The following is a 19,970-nucleotide window of genomic DNA, read 5'->3' as shown; positions in this document are numbered from 1 at the left end:
AGAATTATGAATATTTCCGCGCCCTTTATTCAGCGTTCGATTGCTACCTCCCTACTGATGCTGGCAATTTTACTAGTCGGTATCCTGGCTTTTCAATTATTACCCGTTTCATCCTTGCCACAAATTGAATATCCAACGATCCAAGTTACCACCTATTACCCAGGGGCGAGCCCGGAGGTGATGGCCTCATCAGTGACAGCGCCGCTTGAAAGGCAATTTGGCCAGATGCCTGGCCTGGATAATATGACCTCAACTAGTTCTAATGGGGCATCCATCATTAACTTGCAATTTACCTTGGATCTTAGTCTGGATGTTGCAGAGCAACAGGTACAAGCAGCGATCAATGCAGCCAATAATTATCTGCCAACCAATCTGCCAAACCCTCCTATTTACAGTAAGGTTAACCCGGCTGATACACCGATTATGACCCTAGGCTTAACTTCAAAAACCTTGCCCTTGCCTGAGGTAGAAGATTTTGCTGATACCCGCCTAGTGCCCAAACTTTCGCAATTACCTGGAATAGGTTTGGTCAGTATTAGTGGTGGACAGCGCCCAGCTGTGCGGGTACAGGTTAATCCAGATGCTTTGGCGTCCTATGGTTTGACTATGGAAAATGTTCGTAGCGCAATCAGTACCGCCAATGTGAATGCAGCAAAGGGAAGCTTTGATGGAAATCGCCTTGCTTACACAATTAACTCTAATGATCAGTTACTTTCGAGTGAGGATTACAAGCCCATCATTATTAGTTACCAGAATAATAGCCCGGTTCGCATACAAGATATCGCTGAGGTGATAGATGGTGCTGAAAATGTGAGGCAGGCGGCCTGGATGAATAATGAGCCAGCGATTATCTTGAATATTCAGCGCCAACCAGGTGCAAATGTAATAGAGGTTGTTGAACGAGTGAAGCGTTTGCTCAAGCAATTGCAGCCTAATTTTCCACAGGCGATTGAAATCGTCGTTTTGACCGATCGTACCATTACTATTCGTGCTTCTGTTCATGATGTGCAGTTTGAGTTAATTCTGTCTATTGCCTTGGTGGTGATGGTTATTTTCCTGTTTCTGCGTAATTTATCGGCGACCTTAATTCCAAGTATTGCTGTCCCTATTTCTTTGATTGGTACCTTTGGGTCGATGTATTTATTTGGTTTTAGTCTAAACAATTTAACCCTGATGGCTCTAACCATCGCCACTGGTTTTGTGGTCGATGATGCCATTGTCATGATCGAAAACATTGCGCGCTATCTTGAGAATGGTGAGACGCCTTTTGATGCGGCGTTGAAAGGAGCCAAGCAAATTGGTTTTACAATCTTATCCCTAACAGTTTCCTTAGTTGCCGTACTTATTCCTTTACTCTTTATGGGAGACTTGGTTGGCCGTTTGTTTCGTGAATTCGCCCTGACCCTGGCAATAGCGATTTTTATCTCAGCCTTTGTGTCGCTATCTTTGACGCCTATGCTCTGTGCACGCCTCTTACGTCATCAGGAATCTCAGGAAGGGAATCGCTTTCAGCGTCGTTCTGCCTTAATTCAAGATAAAATTATTGAAAATTATCGTCGTTCCCTCGATTGGGTTCTCGACCATCAGCCTCTAGTTTTAATTGTTGCCGTACTCACCCTTGTTATTACTCTGACCTTGTTGTACTTAATTCCCAAAGGCTTTTTTCCAATCCAGGATACGGGGGTGATCCAAGGGATTTCGCAGATGCCGCAATCGATTTCATTTAAGGCAATGAGTGAGAGGCAGCAGGCCCTAGCCCGCGTGGTACTGGCTGATCCTAGTGTGGAAAATATTTCCTCGTTCATTGGCATTGATGGCACCAATATTACCCTCAATAGCGGACGTATTCTTATTACCCTAAAGCCACTGTCGCAGCGGCGGGAATCTGCCCAGGAGATTATCCGACGTTTACAGGACAAATTGGCGAATGTTCCTGGTGCAATCTTGTATATGCAGCCTGTGCAGGATTTAACAATTGATACCAGGGTAAGTCGCACACAATATCAATATAGTCTGAGTTCGCCTGATGCCAAAGAGGTTGCTCATTGGAGTGACCTAATGTTGGCGAAACTTGATAAGCAGCCTGAGCTAGAAGACGTTGCCTCTGATCAACAAAACCTTGGTTTAAAAACAGAGGTCAAGGTCGATCGGGATACGGCCTCTCGCTTGGGTATTACCATGCAGATGATTGATGACACCCTCTATGACTCCTTTGGCCAGCGACAAGTTTCCATCATGTTTACCCAGCGCAATCAATATCGAGTCATTCTTGAAGTGCTACCCAAATTGCAGACTAATCCCCTAGGCCTGAAAAATTCCTACCTTAATGCCTCTAATGGTAACTCTATTCCTCTAAGCACTTTCACGCAGGTAGCGCAAAAATTAGGGGCGATTGTTATTAATCGGCAAAATCAATTCCCAGTGACGACTCTTTCATTCAATTTAGCTGCCGGCGCTGCCCTGGGTGAAGCGATTCGCGCAATTGATGATACAAGTGCTGAACTGGCTATGCCCATGAGTGTTCAAGTGGGTTTTGAGGGGGCTGCAAAAATATTTCAAAGCTCGCTGCATAATGAAGGTTGGCTGCTTTTGGCGGCGATCATTGTTGTCTACATTGTGCTTGGAGTGCTTTATGAAAGCTATATACATCCCATTACCATTTTATCTACCCTCCCCTCTGCAGGCATGGGGGCTTTGCTCGCTTTAGAGTTGACCAATAATGATTTGAGTATTATTGCCTTGATAGGCATTATTTTGCTTATCGGTATCGTCATGAAAAACGCTATTATGATGATTGATTTTGCTTTAGAACAAGAACGGCTTTATCAAAAACCGCCGCGCGAGGCGATCTATCTGGCTTGTCAATTACGTTTCCGGCCAATTTTGATGACGACTATGGCCTCTATGCTGGGTGCGGTACCTCTGACCTTTGGTTCTGGTATGGGTGCGGAATTACGTCAGCCCTTAGGTATCGCTATTATTGGTGGGCTTATTGTTAGTCAATTGCTAACTTTGTATACCACACCGGTAATTTATCTTTATTTTGCTCGAATTTTAGAGCGATTATCAGGAAAACAAACAGTCTCTTCGGAGCCTTTGAACGGTAACAAACGATGAGTTGTTCTTCTTTGTTTATTCACCGCCCCATTGCGACAACCTTATTGGCAATTGGTTTAGCGCTAGCAGGTATTGCAGCCTTTAATTTATTACCCATCGCAGCTTTGCCGCAGATAGATTTCCCGACAATAAGTGTTACGACCTCTTTACCGGGTGCGAGTCCGGAAACCATGGCTACTTCGGTTGCATCGCCCTTAGAACGTCAACTAGGGCGAATATCTGGCATTACACAAATGACCTCGTCCAGTGTTTTGGGCCTAACTCAAATCAATTTGCAGTTTGACCTCGCACGCGATATCGATGGTGCAGCACGTGATGTGCAGGCAGCTATTAATGCAGCTCGTGGTCAATTACCAACAAATTTGCCGAATGAGCCTGTTTACCGAAAGATAAATCCGGCAGATGCGCCAATCATGGTTTTATCGCTATCTTCGGATCAATATTCGACGGGTGAAATTTATGATGCTGCCTCAACTATTTTGCAGCAAAAGCTTTCGCAGATTAACGGGGTGGGCCAAGCTTTTGTGGGAGGGAGCTCTTTACCGGCAGTACGTGTTGAGTTAAACCCAACAGCACTAAACAGTTATGGAATTAGTTTGCCAGAGGTTGCCTCTACTATTGCTGCGGCCAATGTCAATCAAGCCAAGGGAGCGGTGAATATTGCAGAGACAACCCTATCTGAAATTACGACCAATGATCAGATCTTCAAGGCTTATCAATATAAACCGCTAATCATCACTTATCGCAACAATAGCCCTGTACGTATTTCTGATATAGCCGCAGTGCATGATTCAGTACAGGACGTACGCAATTCAGGATTGGAGAATGGTAAACCAGCGGTCTTGGTTGTCGTGTTTAAACAGCCTGGCGCCAATGTGATCAAGACGGTCGATGCGATCAGGGCCGCCTTGCCACAGCTTAGGGCCGCTATGCCTACAGGGATTACTCTGATTGTTGGCTTGGATCGGACCAAGACCATCCGTGTTTCTATGCACGATGTTGAGTTAACCATGGTTGTTTCCATGCTCTTGGTTATCCTGGTGGCGTATCTGTTTTTAGGCAGCATGCGGGCGATGTTAATTCCCGGTGTTGCTGTTCCCCTGTCTTTGTTGGGAACCTTTGCTGCGATGAAATTGCTTGGCTATAGCCTGGATAATCTTTCGCTCATGGCATTAACGATTTCGACTGGCTTTGTTGTTGATGATGCAGTAGTCGTTTTGGAAAATATTTCCCGCCATCTGGAAATGGGAAAAGATCGTTTTCTGGCGGCTGTAGATGGTGCAAAAGAGGTAAGTTTCACTGTTATTTCAATGAGCATCTCCTTGATTGCAGTTTTTATTCCCATTTTATTAATGGGCGGTTTGGTTGGGCGCCTATTTCGCGAATTTGCGGTTTGTCTCTCTTTGGCGATTCTCATCTCTATGGTTGTTTCCCTAACGGTAACGCCAATGATGTGTTCGCGTTTATTGGATCAGAAAAGTAGCCATCGCGAGACGCCCTTTATTCGTTTTATGAACCTGACACGAGCCTATTATGAAAAAAGTTTAGCCTGGTCGCTGTGTCATTCTAAGCTAATGTTATTTCTAACCTTTTTAACTCTTCTGCTAAACGTTCTACTTTTTATTGTTGTACCCAAAGGCTTCTTTCCTCAACAAGATACGGGGCAATTGGGAGGAAATATCCAAACTGACCAAACCTTGTCTTTCCAGGCAGTGGAAAGAAAGTTTAAGCAGTTCACGGATATTATTTTGCAAGATCCTGCGGTTGCAATCGTCGAAGGGTTCATCGGTGGGACGAACCGCACGACTCAGGGTTCTTTATTTGTTTCCTTGAAACCCTTAGAAGAGCGCAAGATTTCGGCTGACGCAGTTGTTAATCGTCTGAGGCCAAAATTAGCTGTAGTCGCGGGGGCTAGTCTTTATTTGCAGGCAACCCAAGATTTGATGGTTGGTAGCCGCCAGGCTAGCGCGCAATTTCAATACACTTTGGCCGGGGATGCCTTACCAGAGCTTAATAAATGGGCTACCTTGGTGACAGAACGATTGAGTCAACTACAGGGCATTGCTGATGTTAATAGCGATCAGCGCGATCACGGTTTGCAGGTCTTTGTGAAGGTTGATCGGGATAGGGCTTCAAGCCTTGGTATTACTTCAGCCCAGATTGATAGAACACTCTACAATGCGTTCGGGCAAAGTCTGGTATCAACGATGTATACGGATATGAATCAATACTATGTGGTTATGGAAGTTGCCCCGCAATATTGGCAACGGCCAGAGACACTCAATGAAATCTATGTTATTTCAACAACAGGAAAAGCTGTCCCGCTTTCTGCCTTCGCCAGCTTTGACCCCTCAACAACCTTATTAGCGGTGAACCATCAAGGCCAGGCACCCGCTGCGACGATCGCTTTTAACTTATTGCCAGGAACGGCGCTTGATAGCGCAGTCAAAAAGATTAATTCAGCAGTGGCTAACATGGGGCTACCACCGGCTATACAGGGCGCTTTTCAGGGAACGGCACAAGCTTTTCAGGATTCATTGGCGACTCAGCCTTATCTGATTCTGGCCGCTTTATTAGCTGTTTATATCGTCTTGGGTATGCTCTATGAGAGCCTTATTCATCCAGTGACTATCCTTTCAACCTTGCCTTCAGCGGGAGTCGGTGCTTTATTAGCGCTGCTTTTAAGCCGAACGGATTTTAGTATTATTGCTTTGATAGGAATGATTTTATTAATTGGTATCGTTAAAAAGAACGCGATTATGATGATCGATTTCGCTCTGGAGGTTGAGCGAAAGCAAAATAAATCACCGCAGGAAGCAATTTATGAGGCTGCGCTGATGCGGTTTAGGCCGATTACAATGACTACCGTCGCCGCTATGTTTGGTGCTCTGCCCTTGGTTTTTGGTTTTGGCTTAGGCTCAGAACTGCGCCGGCCGTTGGGGATTGCAATAGTTGGCGGACTGATTGTGAGTCAAATGCTTACCCTATACACCACACCGGTGATTTATCTAGCCATGGAAAATGTTACTATCCGGTTTCACCATTTCTTGGCTCGCTTTAGAAAACCGGCAGATCTGCAAATGAGGAATTAATGATGTGCGGGAAGCAGAAGGTATTATTAATAATTAGCTTATTCTTGACCTCATGTTCGGTTGGTCCTGATTACCATCGTCCGGGAGTGACTCTTTCAACCAAATTTAAAGAAGCGAAGGGGAGTGCATTTAAGCCTGAACCTAAGGATGGTTGGAAACTGGCTAAGCCGCAAGATGAGGTTAATCGTGGCGAGTGGTGGAAAATATTTCATGATCCTGAGCTAAATGCTTTGGAAGAGCAGCTGAATCTTTATAACCAGAATATTGCGAATGCCGTAGCCAATTATTATCAAACACAGTACATCGTTGACGAAGCACGTGCAAATTATTTTCCTACTGTAGCAAGCGCATTTAACATTTTCCGCCAAAGGCAGGCAGGGGGCGCAACCTCATTTTTCAGCTCCTCAAATGGCACAACCTCCTCACAGACAGCAGTTACAGGAGCCGTAATCCCCAGAGCAAGAACCAATACGACCTATTCCGCCTTCTTAACCGCGTCCTGGGAACCTGATATCTGGGGTTTGGTACGGCGCACAGTTGAAGCAGATGTTGCCGCAGCCCAAGCTAATCAAGCCTTATTAGCAGTGACCGCCTTATCGATGCAAGGCTCGCTTGCACAGTTTTATTTTGAGTTGCGTGCCTTGGATCGCGATCAACAGCTGCTCAATGATACCGTTGTTGGTTATAAAAAAGCCTTAGCACTCACCAAAAATCGCTATCACTCGGGTGTTGCTTCCCGTGCCGATATTGTTCAGGCTCAGAGCCAGCTTGAAACAGCCCAAGCCCAGGCTATCAATAATGGAATCTTGCGAAGCCAATATGAACACGCGATTGCTGTATTGATTGGGCGTCCACCAGCCAATTTTGCAATGCACTTCCTGCCCCTAAGAGCTAGGCCTCCCGTTATTCCAGTGACAATACCTAGTGTTTGGTTGGAACGTCGACCTGATGTTGCTCAGGCAGAGCGGTTAATGCAGCAGGCTAACGCACAGATTGGTGTTGCGGTTGCTGCCTTCTATCCTTCTTTAAGCTTATCAGCAACTGCCAGCGCTTCTGGACGAAACTTTTATAGACTGATTCATACCCCCGCGTTGGGCTGGTCCTCAGGCTTGCAATTGGCGGAAACTATTTTTGACGCAGGCTTACGCAATGCAACAGTAGGCGCAGCAAAGGCGGCATATATGGCACAAATTGCTGCTTATCGTCAGACTGTTTTAACTGCTTTTCAGGATGTTGAGGATAATTTAGTTTCCCTGCGTCTTCTTAAAGAGCAGTCAGTAGTCCAGGATGCGGCGGCAGCAAGTGCACAAGAGGCTCTGAAGCTAGTTATCAATCAATATAAAGCAGGTACAGTACCCTATTCCTCTGTGATAACAGCGCAGATTGCAGCTTACAATGCCCAGAAAGCTGCCTACGATGTTATCGGTTTAGAAATGACTTCTGCTGTTGGTTTAGTTAAGGCTTTGGGTGGGGGATGGAATGTTAGGGATTTGTCGCCAGTGTGAGTTACCCTTCCCTGAGAGGCGTTCAATTTCCCCAACTTCTGGTTGCTCATTGGCCAAGTTTTACAAGTTGCCAGACTCCAGCTAGAATGCCAAAGCGAATAAATCATTAACTTTCAAGGATGGTAATATGAAAAAGAACGCTTTATTGTCAAAATTAGCTTGTGCGATTGTTTGCTTATCGCCTCTAGTAATGACGGGTTGTGAATCAATGGGTGAATTCTTTGGTGAGCCAAACTACAATCATCAAACTTATCCGCATACAACAACTTCACAGCATCATGCTGGAGCGCAATCATCTTCTGGCTCTTCTGCATCTCGAGCTGTGACAACGACAAATAAAGTAACAAGGAGTACTTCAACCTCTGGCGTTCCTGTTGAGGCCCCATCTGTTCATACTGGGGCAACTTCAGTACCTGGTACAGCGCCAACTGTTAACTCTTCAGGCGTATCGACTACTAATAGCGCTGTTAAATCAACTTCCACTAGTACAACAGTTAAGGTGCCTGCTGCCCCCTCTAGCGGACCTACTATGATTCCACCAACTGTAGCTCAATAACTTAGCTACTATTTTTCAAGGATTTGCTATGACAACCGTCGCTGATGTTTTTATCGATACTTTAGAAGGTGCTGGTATTAAGCGTATTTATGGAATTGTAGGTGATTCTTTGAATGGTTTGACAAACGCGTTACAGAAAAAGAGGACGATTGAATGGGTCCATACTCGCCATGAGGAAGTCGCTGCCTTTGCCGCAGGTGCAGAGGCTCAACTGACAGGCGAGCTTGCTGTCTGTGCAGGCAGTTGTGGCCCAGGCAATGTTCATCTGATCAATGGATTATATGATTGCCAACGCAGCAATGCGCCAGTACTTGCTATTGCTGCGCATATTCCCACGCCAGAAATTGGTGGGGATTATTTTCAGGAAACACATCCCAATATTCTGTTTAAAGAATGCAGTTACTTCTGTGAAGTTATTAGCTCTGTTGAGCAAATGCCGCGATTATTGAAAATTGCCATGCAAACAGCGATCTCCAAGCGAGGAGTTGCTGTCTTAGTGATTTCAGGCGATATAGCTTTACTGGAAATGCGCAAGCAAACAACAGTTCCCTGGCCGATTAATCCAAAAACTGAGGTAATACCTGCCAAGCCGGTTCTTGAAGATATTGCCAAACGGTTAAATGCTGCAAAAAAAGTAACCGTCTTTTGTGGTTTCGGTGCAGCAGGAGCTCATCAATCCTTGATGGCTTTGTGTGCTAAATTGCGTTCACCCGTAGTACATACCCTACGCGGCAAAGCAGTTATTGAGTACGACAATCCCTATGATGTTGGTATGACCGGGCTAATTGGTTTTTCTTCTGGTTATTATGCAATGGACGCCTGTGATACCTTGCTATTATTGGGAACCAGTTTTCCTTATAGACAGTTTTATCCCAGCAAAGCAGAAATAATTCAGATCGATCTCCATGGTGAACAGCTAGGCAAACGCAGTGAGATAGCCTTAGGCGCTGTTGGCGATGTCAATAGCACTTTACAAGCCTTATTGCCTTTATTGCACACGAAAAATGATTCTAGCCACTTAGAGCAAGCCCTAACTCACTACAAGCACGCTCGTGCTGGCCTGGATGCCCTTGCTCATAGCGAGCCTGGAAAACAACTAATTCACCCACAGTATTTAGCACGTCTGGTTGATGAAGAGGCGGCAACGGATGCGATCTTTAGCTGCGATGTCGGCACACCAACCGTTTGGGCTGCGCGCTATCTTAAAATGAATGGAAAGCGGCAATTGCTAGGATCATTTAACCATGGCTCAATGGCAAATGCCTTAGCGCAGGCTATCGGTGCGCAAGCGACCTATCCAGGGCGCCAGGTTGTTGCGCTTTGTGGTGATGGCGGATTTTCTATGTTGATGGGTGATATTTTGACCCTGATTCAACAAAAATTACCGATTAAGATTGTGATATTCAACAATGGAACCCTGGGCTTTGTTGAGATGGAAATGCATGTTGGCGGGATGATGGAATATAGTACAGAACTGAATAACCCCAACTTTGCCAAAATGGCTGAGGCAATAGGTATCAAGGCCTTTCGTGTTGATGAACCCGCTGAGTTGGCTAAGACCCTCAATTCAGCATTTAGCCACAATGGCCCTGCTCTTGTTGATGTTCGAGTTAATCGCAATGAATTAGTGATGCCGCCGACCATCAATGCCGCACAGGTTAAAGGGTTTAGCTTGTATATGATGAAAGCTATTATCAATGGCCAAGGTACAGAGGTATTGGATCTAGTCAAATCAAATTTGTGGCATTAGATTAACGGCAGTTATGGATAAGAGAGTTATACCATGAGTATTTTAAAAGCTAATGCGGCCAAGGCCGTACTGGCCTATATCGAAGATGATATGGTCATTGGTGTAGGAACAGGCTCTACGGTCAATTATTTCATCGACGAATTGGCAAAAATTAAGCATCGCATAGATGCTTGTGTTGCTAGTTCTAAGGCTACAGAGGCTCGATTACAGGTTGCGGGCATCCCAGTTATTGATTTAAATGCAACCTCTGATTTACCAATATACATCGATGGTGCTGATGAAGTGAATGAGCGCTATGAGATGATTAAAGGTGGCGGCGGGGCTCTAACCCGTGAAAAAATAGTTGCCTCAGTTGCTCGTCAGTTCATCTGTATTGTTGATGAATCCAAAGTGGTTAAACGCTTGGGCGCCTTTCCTCTGGCAGTTGAAGTTCTGCCTATTGCCCGAAGCTTTGTTGCCCGAGAAATTGTGAAACTAGGCGGTGACCCTGAATATCGTGACGGTTTTGTAACGGATAATGGCAATATTATTCTTGATGTGTCGAACTTTGAGATCAGCGCAGCAATTAGCCTGGAAGAAAAACTTAAATTAATTCCAGGGGTTGTTGAAAGCGGGCTGTTTGCAAAACGCTTGGCTGATAAGGTGATAGTTGGCACTGAGGGAGGAGTTACTACGTTTTAATGAAACCTTGATGTAGCGCAGCGTAATCAAGGTTTTCCTTAGAATAAAATGACATTTAGAGCACTTTTGAAGAGACAAGCTCCAAGCCTTCATCTTCCGACTCAGAAAAATTGTTTTTTCGACCACCGAAGAGCGATAAATAATCGCTGAATCTTTGACGAGTTAAAGGCTGACTTGTATCTGTAAGCTCTGTAATAGATTTCGTTTCCTTTTGTTTATCAATATCGCTAAACCGCTCACGTTGTTGACCTTTGTCATATTTACGGTGCAAATCATTACATACGCCCAATAAATTTTGCATTTTGACTAGGGAAAAATCGTCATCGCTTTGCTCACTCAGTAATTGCTCACCAAGCTCGACCAGTTTTTGGATGCCCCTGCCTTCTTCAATTTTAGGCTCGTCAAAGAAGAAGGATACAAAACCACGAGTAAAGGGTTTTACAAACCAGGCAAGAGGGGTTGTTGCCAGCTCGATTACGCCGCGTAATAAAGTGAAAATACCATCGCCAAAACGGGGGATATTGAGAGTAAAAATACCCGCTATTATTTTGACTATACCCATGCCAGTGTTATTAAGGCCGCTAAAAGGCTGTTTAAAGTCATCATAGAACTGATAGTCCCCTTTATAGGGTTTAAAATAGTCAATGAACAATTTAGCTATTTTTTTCAGCGTATAGCTGATTGGTATATAAGCAAATTGCCCTAAGCGAATATTAGGGTCATAGCTGCGATGAGGGTAGGGAATGAAGGCAACTCTTTCATCCGCTCCTGCTTTGGCCAGTAAACGATGATAGGTTTCAATAACAGGTCGCTCATCTCCCTCGATATGCCAATGAGATGCATTTTTAAAACCTTGAACGACTTTAATGAGCTTCATCCCAGAGCGTACCTTGAAAGTACTATATTGCTTAACCTCTTCTACCTTTTTATCAGCATAGGGTGAAAACCAATTTTGATATTCATCCATTTTCTTTTCTAGCAGTTTTTTATCAGTTAAACCCTGTTTAATGGCCGGTTTTAATAAGGTAAAGAACATTGCAAGGGCTTCAAGTCCTGCATTTAAGCCTTTGAAATAAGATAAACCTAAGGCTGAGTCACCATTTAGTCCAACATCCACACCATCAAAATGAGCTACTGTTTGACGAGCTCGTGAAGCAGGTAATTCATTTACACTAATGCGAATGTCTCCTAGTCTAGGAGAGGCGCTGTTGGTAGCACGAACCTTATCAGCAAAATAGCTAGTAATATATTTTTGCAGATGAGCAGGAACTTCATTGAAGGTTAAACTGGGTTCTTCGTTTTCTGCGCTCTCTCTATTTTCATGAGCAAAAGGTCTGAGCGGTTTTTTAGCAGTAGCTGCTGTGAGTTTCTCATAATCTTCTTTAGGAATAATAAGTTGCACGGTGACAGGCGTTTTGCCAGTTGTCTCAGAAGGGCGGCCAATTTGTTCGGTTGCAATCAAACCTTGACGTGCCAGAGCTTGATAAAATCTAGCGGTGCTATCCATGCTATGTTCGGCATCACCATCAATTTCATAACGAATTTGCATTGCAAAATCAACTTCGTGCTTTTCCTGATTACCTTTAGGAAATAGCGTTTGATTGACCACACTGTGAGTCCCGTCGGCACCGATGATCAATTTAGGCTTAAATCGCGATAGCTGCTGTTGAATGGTCTCTGGGTTAACAGTCTCTATTTTAGTTATTACCCCCTCTCTTTCTGCAATTGCCTTAAATTTTTCCTGCAGAACGTTGGTACGAATATGGGGTAACAACTCAAGGAGAGCTTGTAATTCGGGATCATTTATTGAGTCAGTAGCACGCATTAGGCTCTTAAGATATTTAGCCTGCATCACTAGCGTATGCTTACGTTGAAACTCGGGGTATTTTTCCAGGACAACAATTTTCAAGTTAGGATTTAACTTTTTAAATCCCATCGCTTGCGCGTATCCAATGGGGCCTCCACCAACAATTACGATATCGGCTTCGATTTCTTCCTCTTCTTCGTCTCTAACTATGCTGCCCAAAGAGTCGCTCTCAGATTCAGATTCAGAGTTATTGAGTACAAACAGAGGATCATCTTGGGTCTGATGGCTCCCTTGTTCCACCTCTTCTACAACTGGCAATGGAACATCTTGAACTTGATGAATCTCTTGTGGGGGAGCATCTAGGGAGTGTGTTTGGCCATAGGAGAAGTTTATTTCCCTCGCCATTTGTTCTTGGAAAGCTCGAACACTTTTATTGGCCATATCCGCATGCCTTTTTGCACTTTCATACATTTCTTTTTCTGATTTGGAGCTGGTTGATGAGGCGTAAGAACCAAGTATTTTTCTAGACTCTTTCATATAAAGCCTATAGGCAGGAGTCGCCTTGTCTCTGCTACTGCCTGCTTGGTAAGCATTAGTAGCTAGATCTATAATTTGCTTAAATTCAGCCCATCTCATCGTTAAATTCCCCAAATCGGTTATTAGTCTTGCAAGAAAATATTGGCTCTAAAAATAGTCGCAAATATTAACATGTCGCTCTGTTTGTGATCAAATAAAATGACCATTTATGAGGGATAATTATGCGGTATACAACTTAGAGGAGGCTTAATAAAGGTTGGTAATTTCGAATAGCCAGTATTTAGAATATTAATTGTTGTCAAAAATATGTAATCCCAGGAATTCGGTATAAGTAAGAGGATTTCTTTTTCTCATACAAAGTTGGTTTTGTTTCTTAATTTTCTCTTAAGGTTTACAGAATATACTGCTGGTCATTGTTGGAGGGAGCTACCATGCAGATATTAATTGTCGAGGATAATGCGTTCAATGCCTATTGTTTATCTCGTCTTTTTGCATTTATTAACAAGAAGTTAGAGATAAGAATTGTCAACTCTAGTTTTGCTGCACTTTCATATCTTAGAGAAAATAACCCGGCTCTGGTAATCCTGGATGGTGATTTGGGGGTTAGCGATGGATTGCATTGTAATGGTCCTGCTCTTGCTAATCTTATATGGCTAACAAATCCCTTGCTTCCCATAGTCATCTGGTCCGACTCTGAGGCCATGCGTACTGCCTTTACTGACGTATTTGGGCAGCACGAGAAGCTTATTAATGAACATAATTGCTGGCCTAAGGTAGTTAGTGCCGAGCGTATCTCTAGTTCACTTCCTTTTTTACTTAATTTTCGCAGCCCTCAACGAGCTGCGAGCGTTAGACACTAATTTTTTTCTTTGGCTTTGGCAACTAGAAAATCAAGGATTTGCAAGAGTCTGTTGATATCTTTTGCCATTTGTAAGTCAGTCTTATATTGGTTATTAACCACAAGCGCAGGGACACCATTAATATGGTCTTGAGACATTAGAGCTAGCCCTTGTGTAACCTGCATATCGACTGTTGTTGAATTTTCAAAGGCGCTCTTTGCTGTGGCTGGGTCAACGCCTTGGGCTACAAAGAAATTGATCATTGCTTCATTTGAACTCATCGTTGGACCATTTTTAGCTTGTACGGCTTTAAACAAGAGGGGATTGAATTTGCTATCAAGGTTCAGCAATTTGGCGGTATAGTAGGCCTTCGCGTAATAAACCCAGTCTTTGTGGAAAACGACAGGGACTCTTGAAAACTGAATATTGTCTCCCTGCTTTTTTACCCAGTCCATAAGAGTAGGTTCTATTTTATAGCACCAGGGACATCCATAACTAAAAAACTCGAGAACAGAGACCTTTCCTTTCTCGGCTGTTGTTGCAGAAGAACTGCTAATTAATTCATAGTCTTTCCCAGCAACAAAATCTTCAGCGGTTGCTATTAAAGGAAGAACCAGCAAAATGATTGATACAAGACGCCTCAACATAATTATTTTCTCTCTATTTCTCGTTTGTTAATGTAGGCCTTGAACATAGTAGGCCACCGCTTCCATATCTTCCTGACTCATACGCGCACTAATATCGCGCATAATGGAATTTAAGTCATTTGACCGTTTGCCATCCTTAAAGGCTTGCAATTGCTGTATGGTGTATTGCGCATGCTGTCCTGTAAGTACTGGAAACCCTGCCTGTGCATTACCTGTCCCTTGGGGGCCGTGACAGGCTATACAAGCAGTTATGTGTTTAGCAAAATCACCGCCACGATACAAGAGTTCGCCGCGTTTTAAATATTTTTCTGGCGTGCTGCCCTTTGGCAGGTGTTGGCGGGCATAAAACTCTGCTAATTCTTTGATCTCGGTTTCGCTGAGGCTTGAACTCAAGCCAGTCATAGTCAGCGCATTTCTAGTCTTTGCCTGCTGAAAATCCTGTAATTGTTTGATCAGATAACTGGCATGTTGACCTGCAAGACTGGGCCATTCTGGATTGGTACTTTGACCTTGCTGTCCATGACAGGCTGCACAAAGTGCTGTTTTTGCGGGAGTTCCTGCAGTTGAAGAGGTTAGAAAGCCTAATAGCAACAAGGCAATCAGAAAGTTTTTCATCTTTTTTCCGAGAATTTAACTCGTTTAATGGTACACTGCTTGCGCAAAAATCCCAAAATGAAATTGAAAAAATGCCTATAAATCCATATACCCAAGCTAGTTTTCTCCAAAGTGCTGCCCGCGTTGACCAATTACCTGCTGATGAAGGTTTTGAGGTGGCTTTTGCCGGTCGCTCCAATGCAGGCAAGTCAAGTGCCCTAAATTGCCTGACGAACATTAAACAATTAGCGCGAACGAGTAAAACACCAGGGCGTACACAACTGATTAACCTTTTTAAACTGGATGAGTCACGCCGTCTGGTCGATTTGCCTGGTTATGGCTATGCCAAAGTAGCCTTGCAAGTGAAACAGGATTGGCAGAAAAATCTGGCGCATTATCTTGAGGTGCGCCAATGTTTGCGCGGCTTGATCCTTCTGATGGATTGCCGCCATCCGCTCAAAGAGCTTGATCAGATGATGGTGGATTGGTGTCTGAACCGTGAATTACCTGTGCATATTCTACTCACCAAGGCCGATAAGTTAAGCCGCAGTGAGGTAAAAAATACGGTTTTGAAAATTCGTAAACATTATTCTTTGTTAGATGGGCTCATCACAGTGCAAAGCTTTTCTTCTCCAAAGAAAGAAGGCGTTGATGAGTTGATTCTTAAATTGAATGAATGGTTTGAGATTTAATAGGAAGATTCAAGGTCAGGTTCCTCTGCATTACGTCATCCAGAGCGCAGCGAAGGATCTCCGGGATTAGCACGGTGCCACATTCAGGAGATCCTGAGCTGCGCTCTGGATGACGGGCAGAAGGTTGACCTAACGATTCAAGCATCCCCCTCTGAACAACTACGAAGTTTAAATTCAGCAGCCAAACGATCCGCCAAGCGAGTTGTTTCTGGCAGACGGTATTTCGGTGCTAGCTGCAAAATAAGTTCGCGAGCTCTTGTCAGGGATATTTTGTGCCCCACTGAGATGTATAAGGGTTTGACCCCTGAACGTGTGCGTAGGACCGCGCCAATTATTTTTTCATCTTTATCATAAAGATTAGAAAAATCACCGCGCTTAGCGCCCGGCTCTTCGGCCTTACCATAGAGCCTGCTTTTGCCACAACCGATGGTAGGAATGTCGAAAACCAGGCCGAGGTGACAGGCTAAGCCGAAGCGCCTAGGATGCGCGATGCCCTGGCCATCGCAGACAATTAAATCGGGTTTGGTTTGCAATTGTTCAATAGCGAGGGCAATGCTAGGGACTTCGCGAAAGGAGAGAAAGCCAGAGCGATAGGGTACGCTGATATCAGTCATTGCTTTTTTCACTTCGATAATAGCGAGTGATTCAGCATCCAGTACGACAGCAATAGCAAAGGCTCGGTTCGAGGCAAAGTCATAGGCGATATCAACTCCGGCAACAGTGGTTATTGCTTGATTTGTATCCGTAGTTTTAATCGCCTTTGCCCATTCTTTTTGATAGTCGATGGCTAGTTTGGTATTCAGCCTATGGTTGATAACCAGATCACTTGGTGAAATAAAATTCATAGACGTTCTCTTGTTGCTTCCTTCGCTTTGTTTAATGGTTTGAGCAAATAGTCTAGTATGGTTTTATTGCCGGTGTGAATATCAACAGTGGTGATCATGCCCGGAACAATAGGCAGTTTCTCACCATTCCTATGACTTAGGTGATTAGAGTCAGTGCGAACATAGACTCTATAGTAATAAACATCGCGCTTCACCTCATCTTGAATCGTATCCGGTGAAATCATGGTGACCCTACCCTCTAATCCACCATAAATGGTGTAGTCATAGGCGCTAATTTTAACTGTTGCCCGTTGATTAGGATGAATAAAGGCAACATCGCGTGGCGAAATATGGGCTTCAATCACCAGCTGCTCATCTAAGGGGACGATGGACATGAGCTTCCCATTGGGTGGAATAACGCCGCCCACGGTGGTTACAGCAAGTTCTTTTACAATTCCTCGCATAGGGGTGCGAAAGGTTGCACGATCAACCATGTCAGATTTGCCGCGAACTACGGAGAGCTGAGCCTCTGCCTCAGCATTGGCCTTAGCGAGATCTTCCCGGGCTTGTACTAAGTATTGGTTTCGCAGTTCGTTTAATTTATTTTGCAGATCATTGAATTCCCGTTTTAGGCGCAATACCTCCACTTCACTAGCCGCGCCCTTAGCGACTAGTGGTTCTGTCATCCTTAGTTCCTGGTGAACCAGCGATAGTGCCTGTTTAAATCCCTTTACTGACTCATTGAGATTAAGCTGTCGTGAATGATACAGAGCCATTTCGTGGCTTACTAAGTCGGGATCTTTCAGCACATTCGGCGGAAATTTTAAGGGCAGGGCATTAACTTCGGCATTCAATCGTGCTGCGCTAGCCTGGGCTGCACGAAGACGAGCTGCGCTTTCTTCCACTGTTGATTGGGCACGAGTCAGGTCTAATTGGGCTAGCACCTGATTTTTTTCGACAATATCACCTTCACTGACCTTAATGTTGGTTACAACCCCGCCGTAGAGTGATTGAATGAGCTGCTCTTTGGAAGAGGGGACTACCGTTCCGCCTCCTGATGACACTTCATCCAGATTAAATTGCCAAGCCCAAATCAGGAAGACAGCCAGCCCTAGGGCAATGCTCCAGACCATCAGGGAAGTCCAGTGTAGGCTTGTCTTGAAATGACTATTCATGCCATTTGTTCACTGGCAACCTGAGCTGGCTTGTTTATCGCCTGCGCCAGAATTTTCTCTTTAGGGCCATCCATGATTATTTGACCTTCATTAACCACAATAATGCGATCGACGATCGACAACATGGCCATGCGGTGGGTTGCTACGATAAAGGTACGATGTCCCAGCCAAGTTTTGAAATGATCAATCAGGCGTTTTTCACCAACCTCATCTAACCAGGCAGTTGGTTCATCCAACAGCAGGATGTTAGGTTCACGAATCAAGGTACGTGCAAGCAGCAGGGCCTGTTTTTGCCCTCCTGACAAACCATCTCCGCCTTCCAGAATAAGATAATCCAGCCCCTCTTTACGCGACTGCACATAGCCTAATAGCCCAACTACTTGCAGGGCATGTAGAATAGTTTGTTCAGAGGCAAGGGGCATTCCCAGGGTTAGATTTTCACGAATGCTGCCAAAAAATAGCCGCCCCTGCTGGCTGAGCATACCTACATCGCGGCGTACATCAGAGGGATCAATTAAACTGATATCCAAATTATCCAATATTACTTGACCAGCCTGAGCTTGGTGTATACCAGAGAGTAGCTGCAGCAAGGTGCTTTTTCCGGCACCATTCTTCCCTAGAATAGCGATTCGTTCACCGGCGTTTATTTGCAGATGTTTAATGGCTAATACAGGGTGAATATCCTCGTCGCTGTACTTAAATAACACCTGTTGTAACTGATAATGACCGTGTAGTACTGGTCGATGGAGTAAGGATACATCCTCTGCCTGATCCACTGGGCGTTGCATCAACTCGTTCAAACCAGTCTGTGCGACCTTAGCTTGTTGGAGGCGGACAAAGAGCCCTGTGATATTGGACAAGGGCCCAACCATACGCGAAGCAAGAATAGAGCAAGCGACTAAGGCGCCAGTGGTCATTTCGCCATTTATCACTGAAAAAGAACCCACTAAAATCACCAAGACATAGACCAAGTTTTGTACCAGATAGGACCAGGTCATTAACTGATTGCTAATAAAACGCTGTTTCTTTGAAATCTCAGCGGATACGTTATTGACATGATTCCATTGATTCTGGAAACGAGGTTCAGCGCGCAGCATTTTAATATCATCAATACCCTGTACTGCTTCTACAAGCAGGGCATTGCGGATAGAGGATTCCCTCATTCCTTCTACCGATAGCTTGGCAAGAGGGATTTGTGCTAACAGGCCGGGAATAAAAATTAGTGGTAGGGCTGCCAAAGGAATCCAGATCTCTTGCCCACCAATAAGCCAGAAGATTGCTAGGAATAGAAAGTAAAAAGGTAAATCAGATAGCGCTGACAAGGTGGTTGATGTCAACATTTCACGGACTTGCTCCAATTCGCGAATCTGTGAAATAAAACTGCCTGTGGATTTAGGTCTATGAATATTTTTTATACGTAAGGCATGTCCAAAGACGCGATCAGAAATTTGCAGATCAGCTTTTTTACCAATTAAATCAGAAATATGAACCCGCATAATGCGTAAAACATATTCAAAAATGAAGGCAATGCCGACTCCACCAGCGAGCACCCATAAGGTAGGCGTTGACTGCGCAGGAATTACCCTGTCATAGACTTGCATGGAAAACAACATAGCAGCCAGAGCAAGAACATTCGCGGCTAGCGAGGCGATGACAATATCCACATAATGTTTCCAGTCTTTGAGTACTATGCCCCAGAACCAATTCGCCTGATAGGGACGGACGTATTCGTCGACCCGTACATCAGATACCAGATTCTCTGGGCGCAACACAAGCACTCGTCGGTAATTTTGCGCAAGGTCTTCTACGGTTAAAGCGCTCGCTAAGCCCTCATCGCTACTAAACTGTACACTGACCTTGCCGGCGCGATCAATTTTTTCAATCACCGCGACTAGCCCCGATTTAAATTCAATAATGACTGGTAAACACCAGGGATCGAGCAAAGCATCGGAAAACCTGACCTCACGTAGACTTAATCCAAGTTGCCGAGAAATGAGACCTAATAAGTCATCCAGAGAGGCACCCCGTTCCCAGTCCAAATTAACCCGGATATTTTCAGCAGAGGCAGCAATACGATAGTGCTTTGCTACTGTGAGAAAAGCGCTGAGCCAGGGCGTATAAATAGGCGTTTCCATTAGGTTTGCTTCTACTCCT

General features: G+C 44.5%; 14 protein-coding genes. 8 read left to right on the top strand and 6 right to left on the bottom strand.

Going from position 1 to position 19,970, the window contains the following annotated elements:
- Positions 1 to 6: 6 nt before the first annotated feature.
- The 6 genes from BN1094_RS01505 (at position 7) to rpiA (ending at position 10,701) form a co-directional block, all read left to right on the top strand.
- The gene (locus BN1094_RS01505; RefSeq protein WP_043872655.1) at positions 7 to 3,117 is read left to right on the top strand and encodes a multidrug efflux RND transporter permease subunit; all 3,111 of its coding nucleotides are present in this window, start codon (positions 7 to 9) and stop codon (positions 3,115 to 3,117) included.
- Positions 3,114 to 6,209: an efflux RND transporter permease subunit gene (locus tag BN1094_RS01500; RefSeq protein ID WP_043872654.1), complete on the top strand. Its 3,096-nt coding sequence runs from the start codon at positions 3,114 to 3,116 to the stop codon at positions 6,207 to 6,209. Before BN1094_RS01505 ends, BN1094_RS01500 begins: the two co-directional genes overlap by 4 nt.
- A complete protein-coding gene (locus BN1094_RS01495) occupies positions 6,209 to 7,714 on the top strand; it encodes an efflux transporter outer membrane subunit (protein WP_043872653.1) in 1,506 nt (501 codons plus the stop codon). Before BN1094_RS01500 ends, BN1094_RS01495 begins: the two co-directional genes overlap by 1 nt.
- A 127-nt stretch (positions 7,715 to 7,841) precedes the next feature.
- Complete coding sequence (locus BN1094_RS01490) at positions 7,842 to 8,270, top strand: hypothetical protein (protein ID WP_043872652.1); 429 nt, start codon at positions 7,842 to 7,844, stop codon at positions 8,268 to 8,270.
- A gap of 28 nt (positions 8,271 to 8,298) precedes the next feature.
- Positions 8,299 to 10,020, top strand: coding sequence for a ubiquinone-dependent pyruvate dehydrogenase (gene poxB, locus BN1094_RS01485; protein ID WP_043872651.1), 1,722 nt, complete (start codon positions 8,299 to 8,301; stop codon positions 10,018 to 10,020).
- Between the two features lie 33 nt (positions 10,021 to 10,053).
- A complete protein-coding gene (gene rpiA, locus BN1094_RS01480) occupies positions 10,054 to 10,701 on the top strand; it encodes a ribose-5-phosphate isomerase RpiA (RefSeq protein ID WP_043872650.1) in 648 nt (215 codons plus the stop codon).
- 55 nt (positions 10,702 to 10,756) lie between these two features.
- On the opposite strand, the gene BN1094_RS01475 is transcribed toward rpiA, so the two are convergent.
- A complete protein-coding gene (locus BN1094_RS01475) occupies positions 10,757 to 13,144 on the bottom strand; it encodes a hypothetical protein (protein ID WP_052403070.1) in 2,388 nt (795 codons plus the stop codon).
- Between the two features lie 332 nt (positions 13,145 to 13,476).
- On the opposite strand from BN1094_RS01475, the gene BN1094_RS01470 reads away from it, so the two are divergent.
- Positions 13,477 to 13,905: a response regulator gene (locus BN1094_RS01470; protein WP_043872649.1), complete on the top strand. Its 429-nt coding sequence runs from the start codon at positions 13,477 to 13,479 to the stop codon at positions 13,903 to 13,905.
- On the opposite strand, the gene BN1094_RS01465 is transcribed toward BN1094_RS01470, so the two are convergent.
- On the bottom strand, positions 13,902 to 14,531 hold the full coding sequence (locus BN1094_RS01465; protein ID WP_043872648.1) for a thiol:disulfide interchange protein DsbA/DsbL: 630 nt from the start codon (positions 14,529 to 14,531) through the stop codon (positions 13,902 to 13,904). The two genes, BN1094_RS01470 and BN1094_RS01465, sit on opposite strands and share 4 nt — an antisense overlap.
- A gap of 27 nt (positions 14,532 to 14,558) precedes the next feature.
- Complete coding sequence (locus tag BN1094_RS01460) at positions 14,559 to 15,146, bottom strand: c-type cytochrome (RefSeq protein WP_043872647.1); 588 nt, start codon at positions 15,144 to 15,146, stop codon at positions 14,559 to 14,561.
- A 71-nt stretch (positions 15,147 to 15,217) separates the two neighbouring features.
- Here BN1094_RS01460 and yihA point away from each other — a divergent pair, with 71 nt between their 5' ends.
- On the top strand, positions 15,218 to 15,817 hold the full coding sequence (gene yihA / locus BN1094_RS01455) for a ribosome biogenesis GTP-binding protein YihA/YsxC (RefSeq protein ID WP_043872646.1): 600 nt from the start codon (positions 15,218 to 15,220) through the stop codon (positions 15,815 to 15,817).
- A 137-nt stretch (positions 15,818 to 15,954) separates the two neighbouring features.
- On the opposite strand, the gene nfi is transcribed toward yihA, so the two are convergent.
- The 3 genes from nfi to BN1094_RS01440 are packed head-to-tail and all read right to left on the bottom strand — an operon-like array spanning position 15,955 to position 19,951.
- Entirely contained in the window at positions 15,955 to 16,662 is a 708-nt protein-coding gene (nfi, locus tag BN1094_RS01450) for a deoxyribonuclease V (RefSeq protein WP_043872645.1), read from the bottom strand.
- Entirely contained in the window at positions 16,659 to 17,816 is a 1,158-nt protein-coding gene (locus BN1094_RS01445) for a beta-barrel domain-containing protein (RefSeq protein ID WP_043872644.1), read from the bottom strand. The genes nfi and BN1094_RS01445 overlap by 4 nt, the downstream gene beginning before the upstream one ends.
- Positions 17,813 to 19,951, bottom strand: coding sequence for a type I secretion system permease/ATPase (locus BN1094_RS01440; RefSeq protein ID WP_043872643.1), 2,139 nt, complete (start codon positions 19,949 to 19,951; stop codon positions 17,813 to 17,815). Before BN1094_RS01440 ends, BN1094_RS01445 begins: the two co-directional genes overlap by 4 nt.
- Between the last annotated feature and the right edge of the window lie 19 nt (positions 19,952 to 19,970).

Source organism: Legionella massiliensis (assembly GCF_000756815.1).
In the GTDB taxonomy this organism is placed as follows: Bacteria; Pseudomonadota; Gammaproteobacteria; order Legionellales; family Legionellaceae; genus Tatlockia; species Tatlockia massiliensis.
The sequence above is the reverse complement of the archived record's forward strand: the minus strand, read 5'-3'. Positions and strand labels throughout refer to the sequence as shown.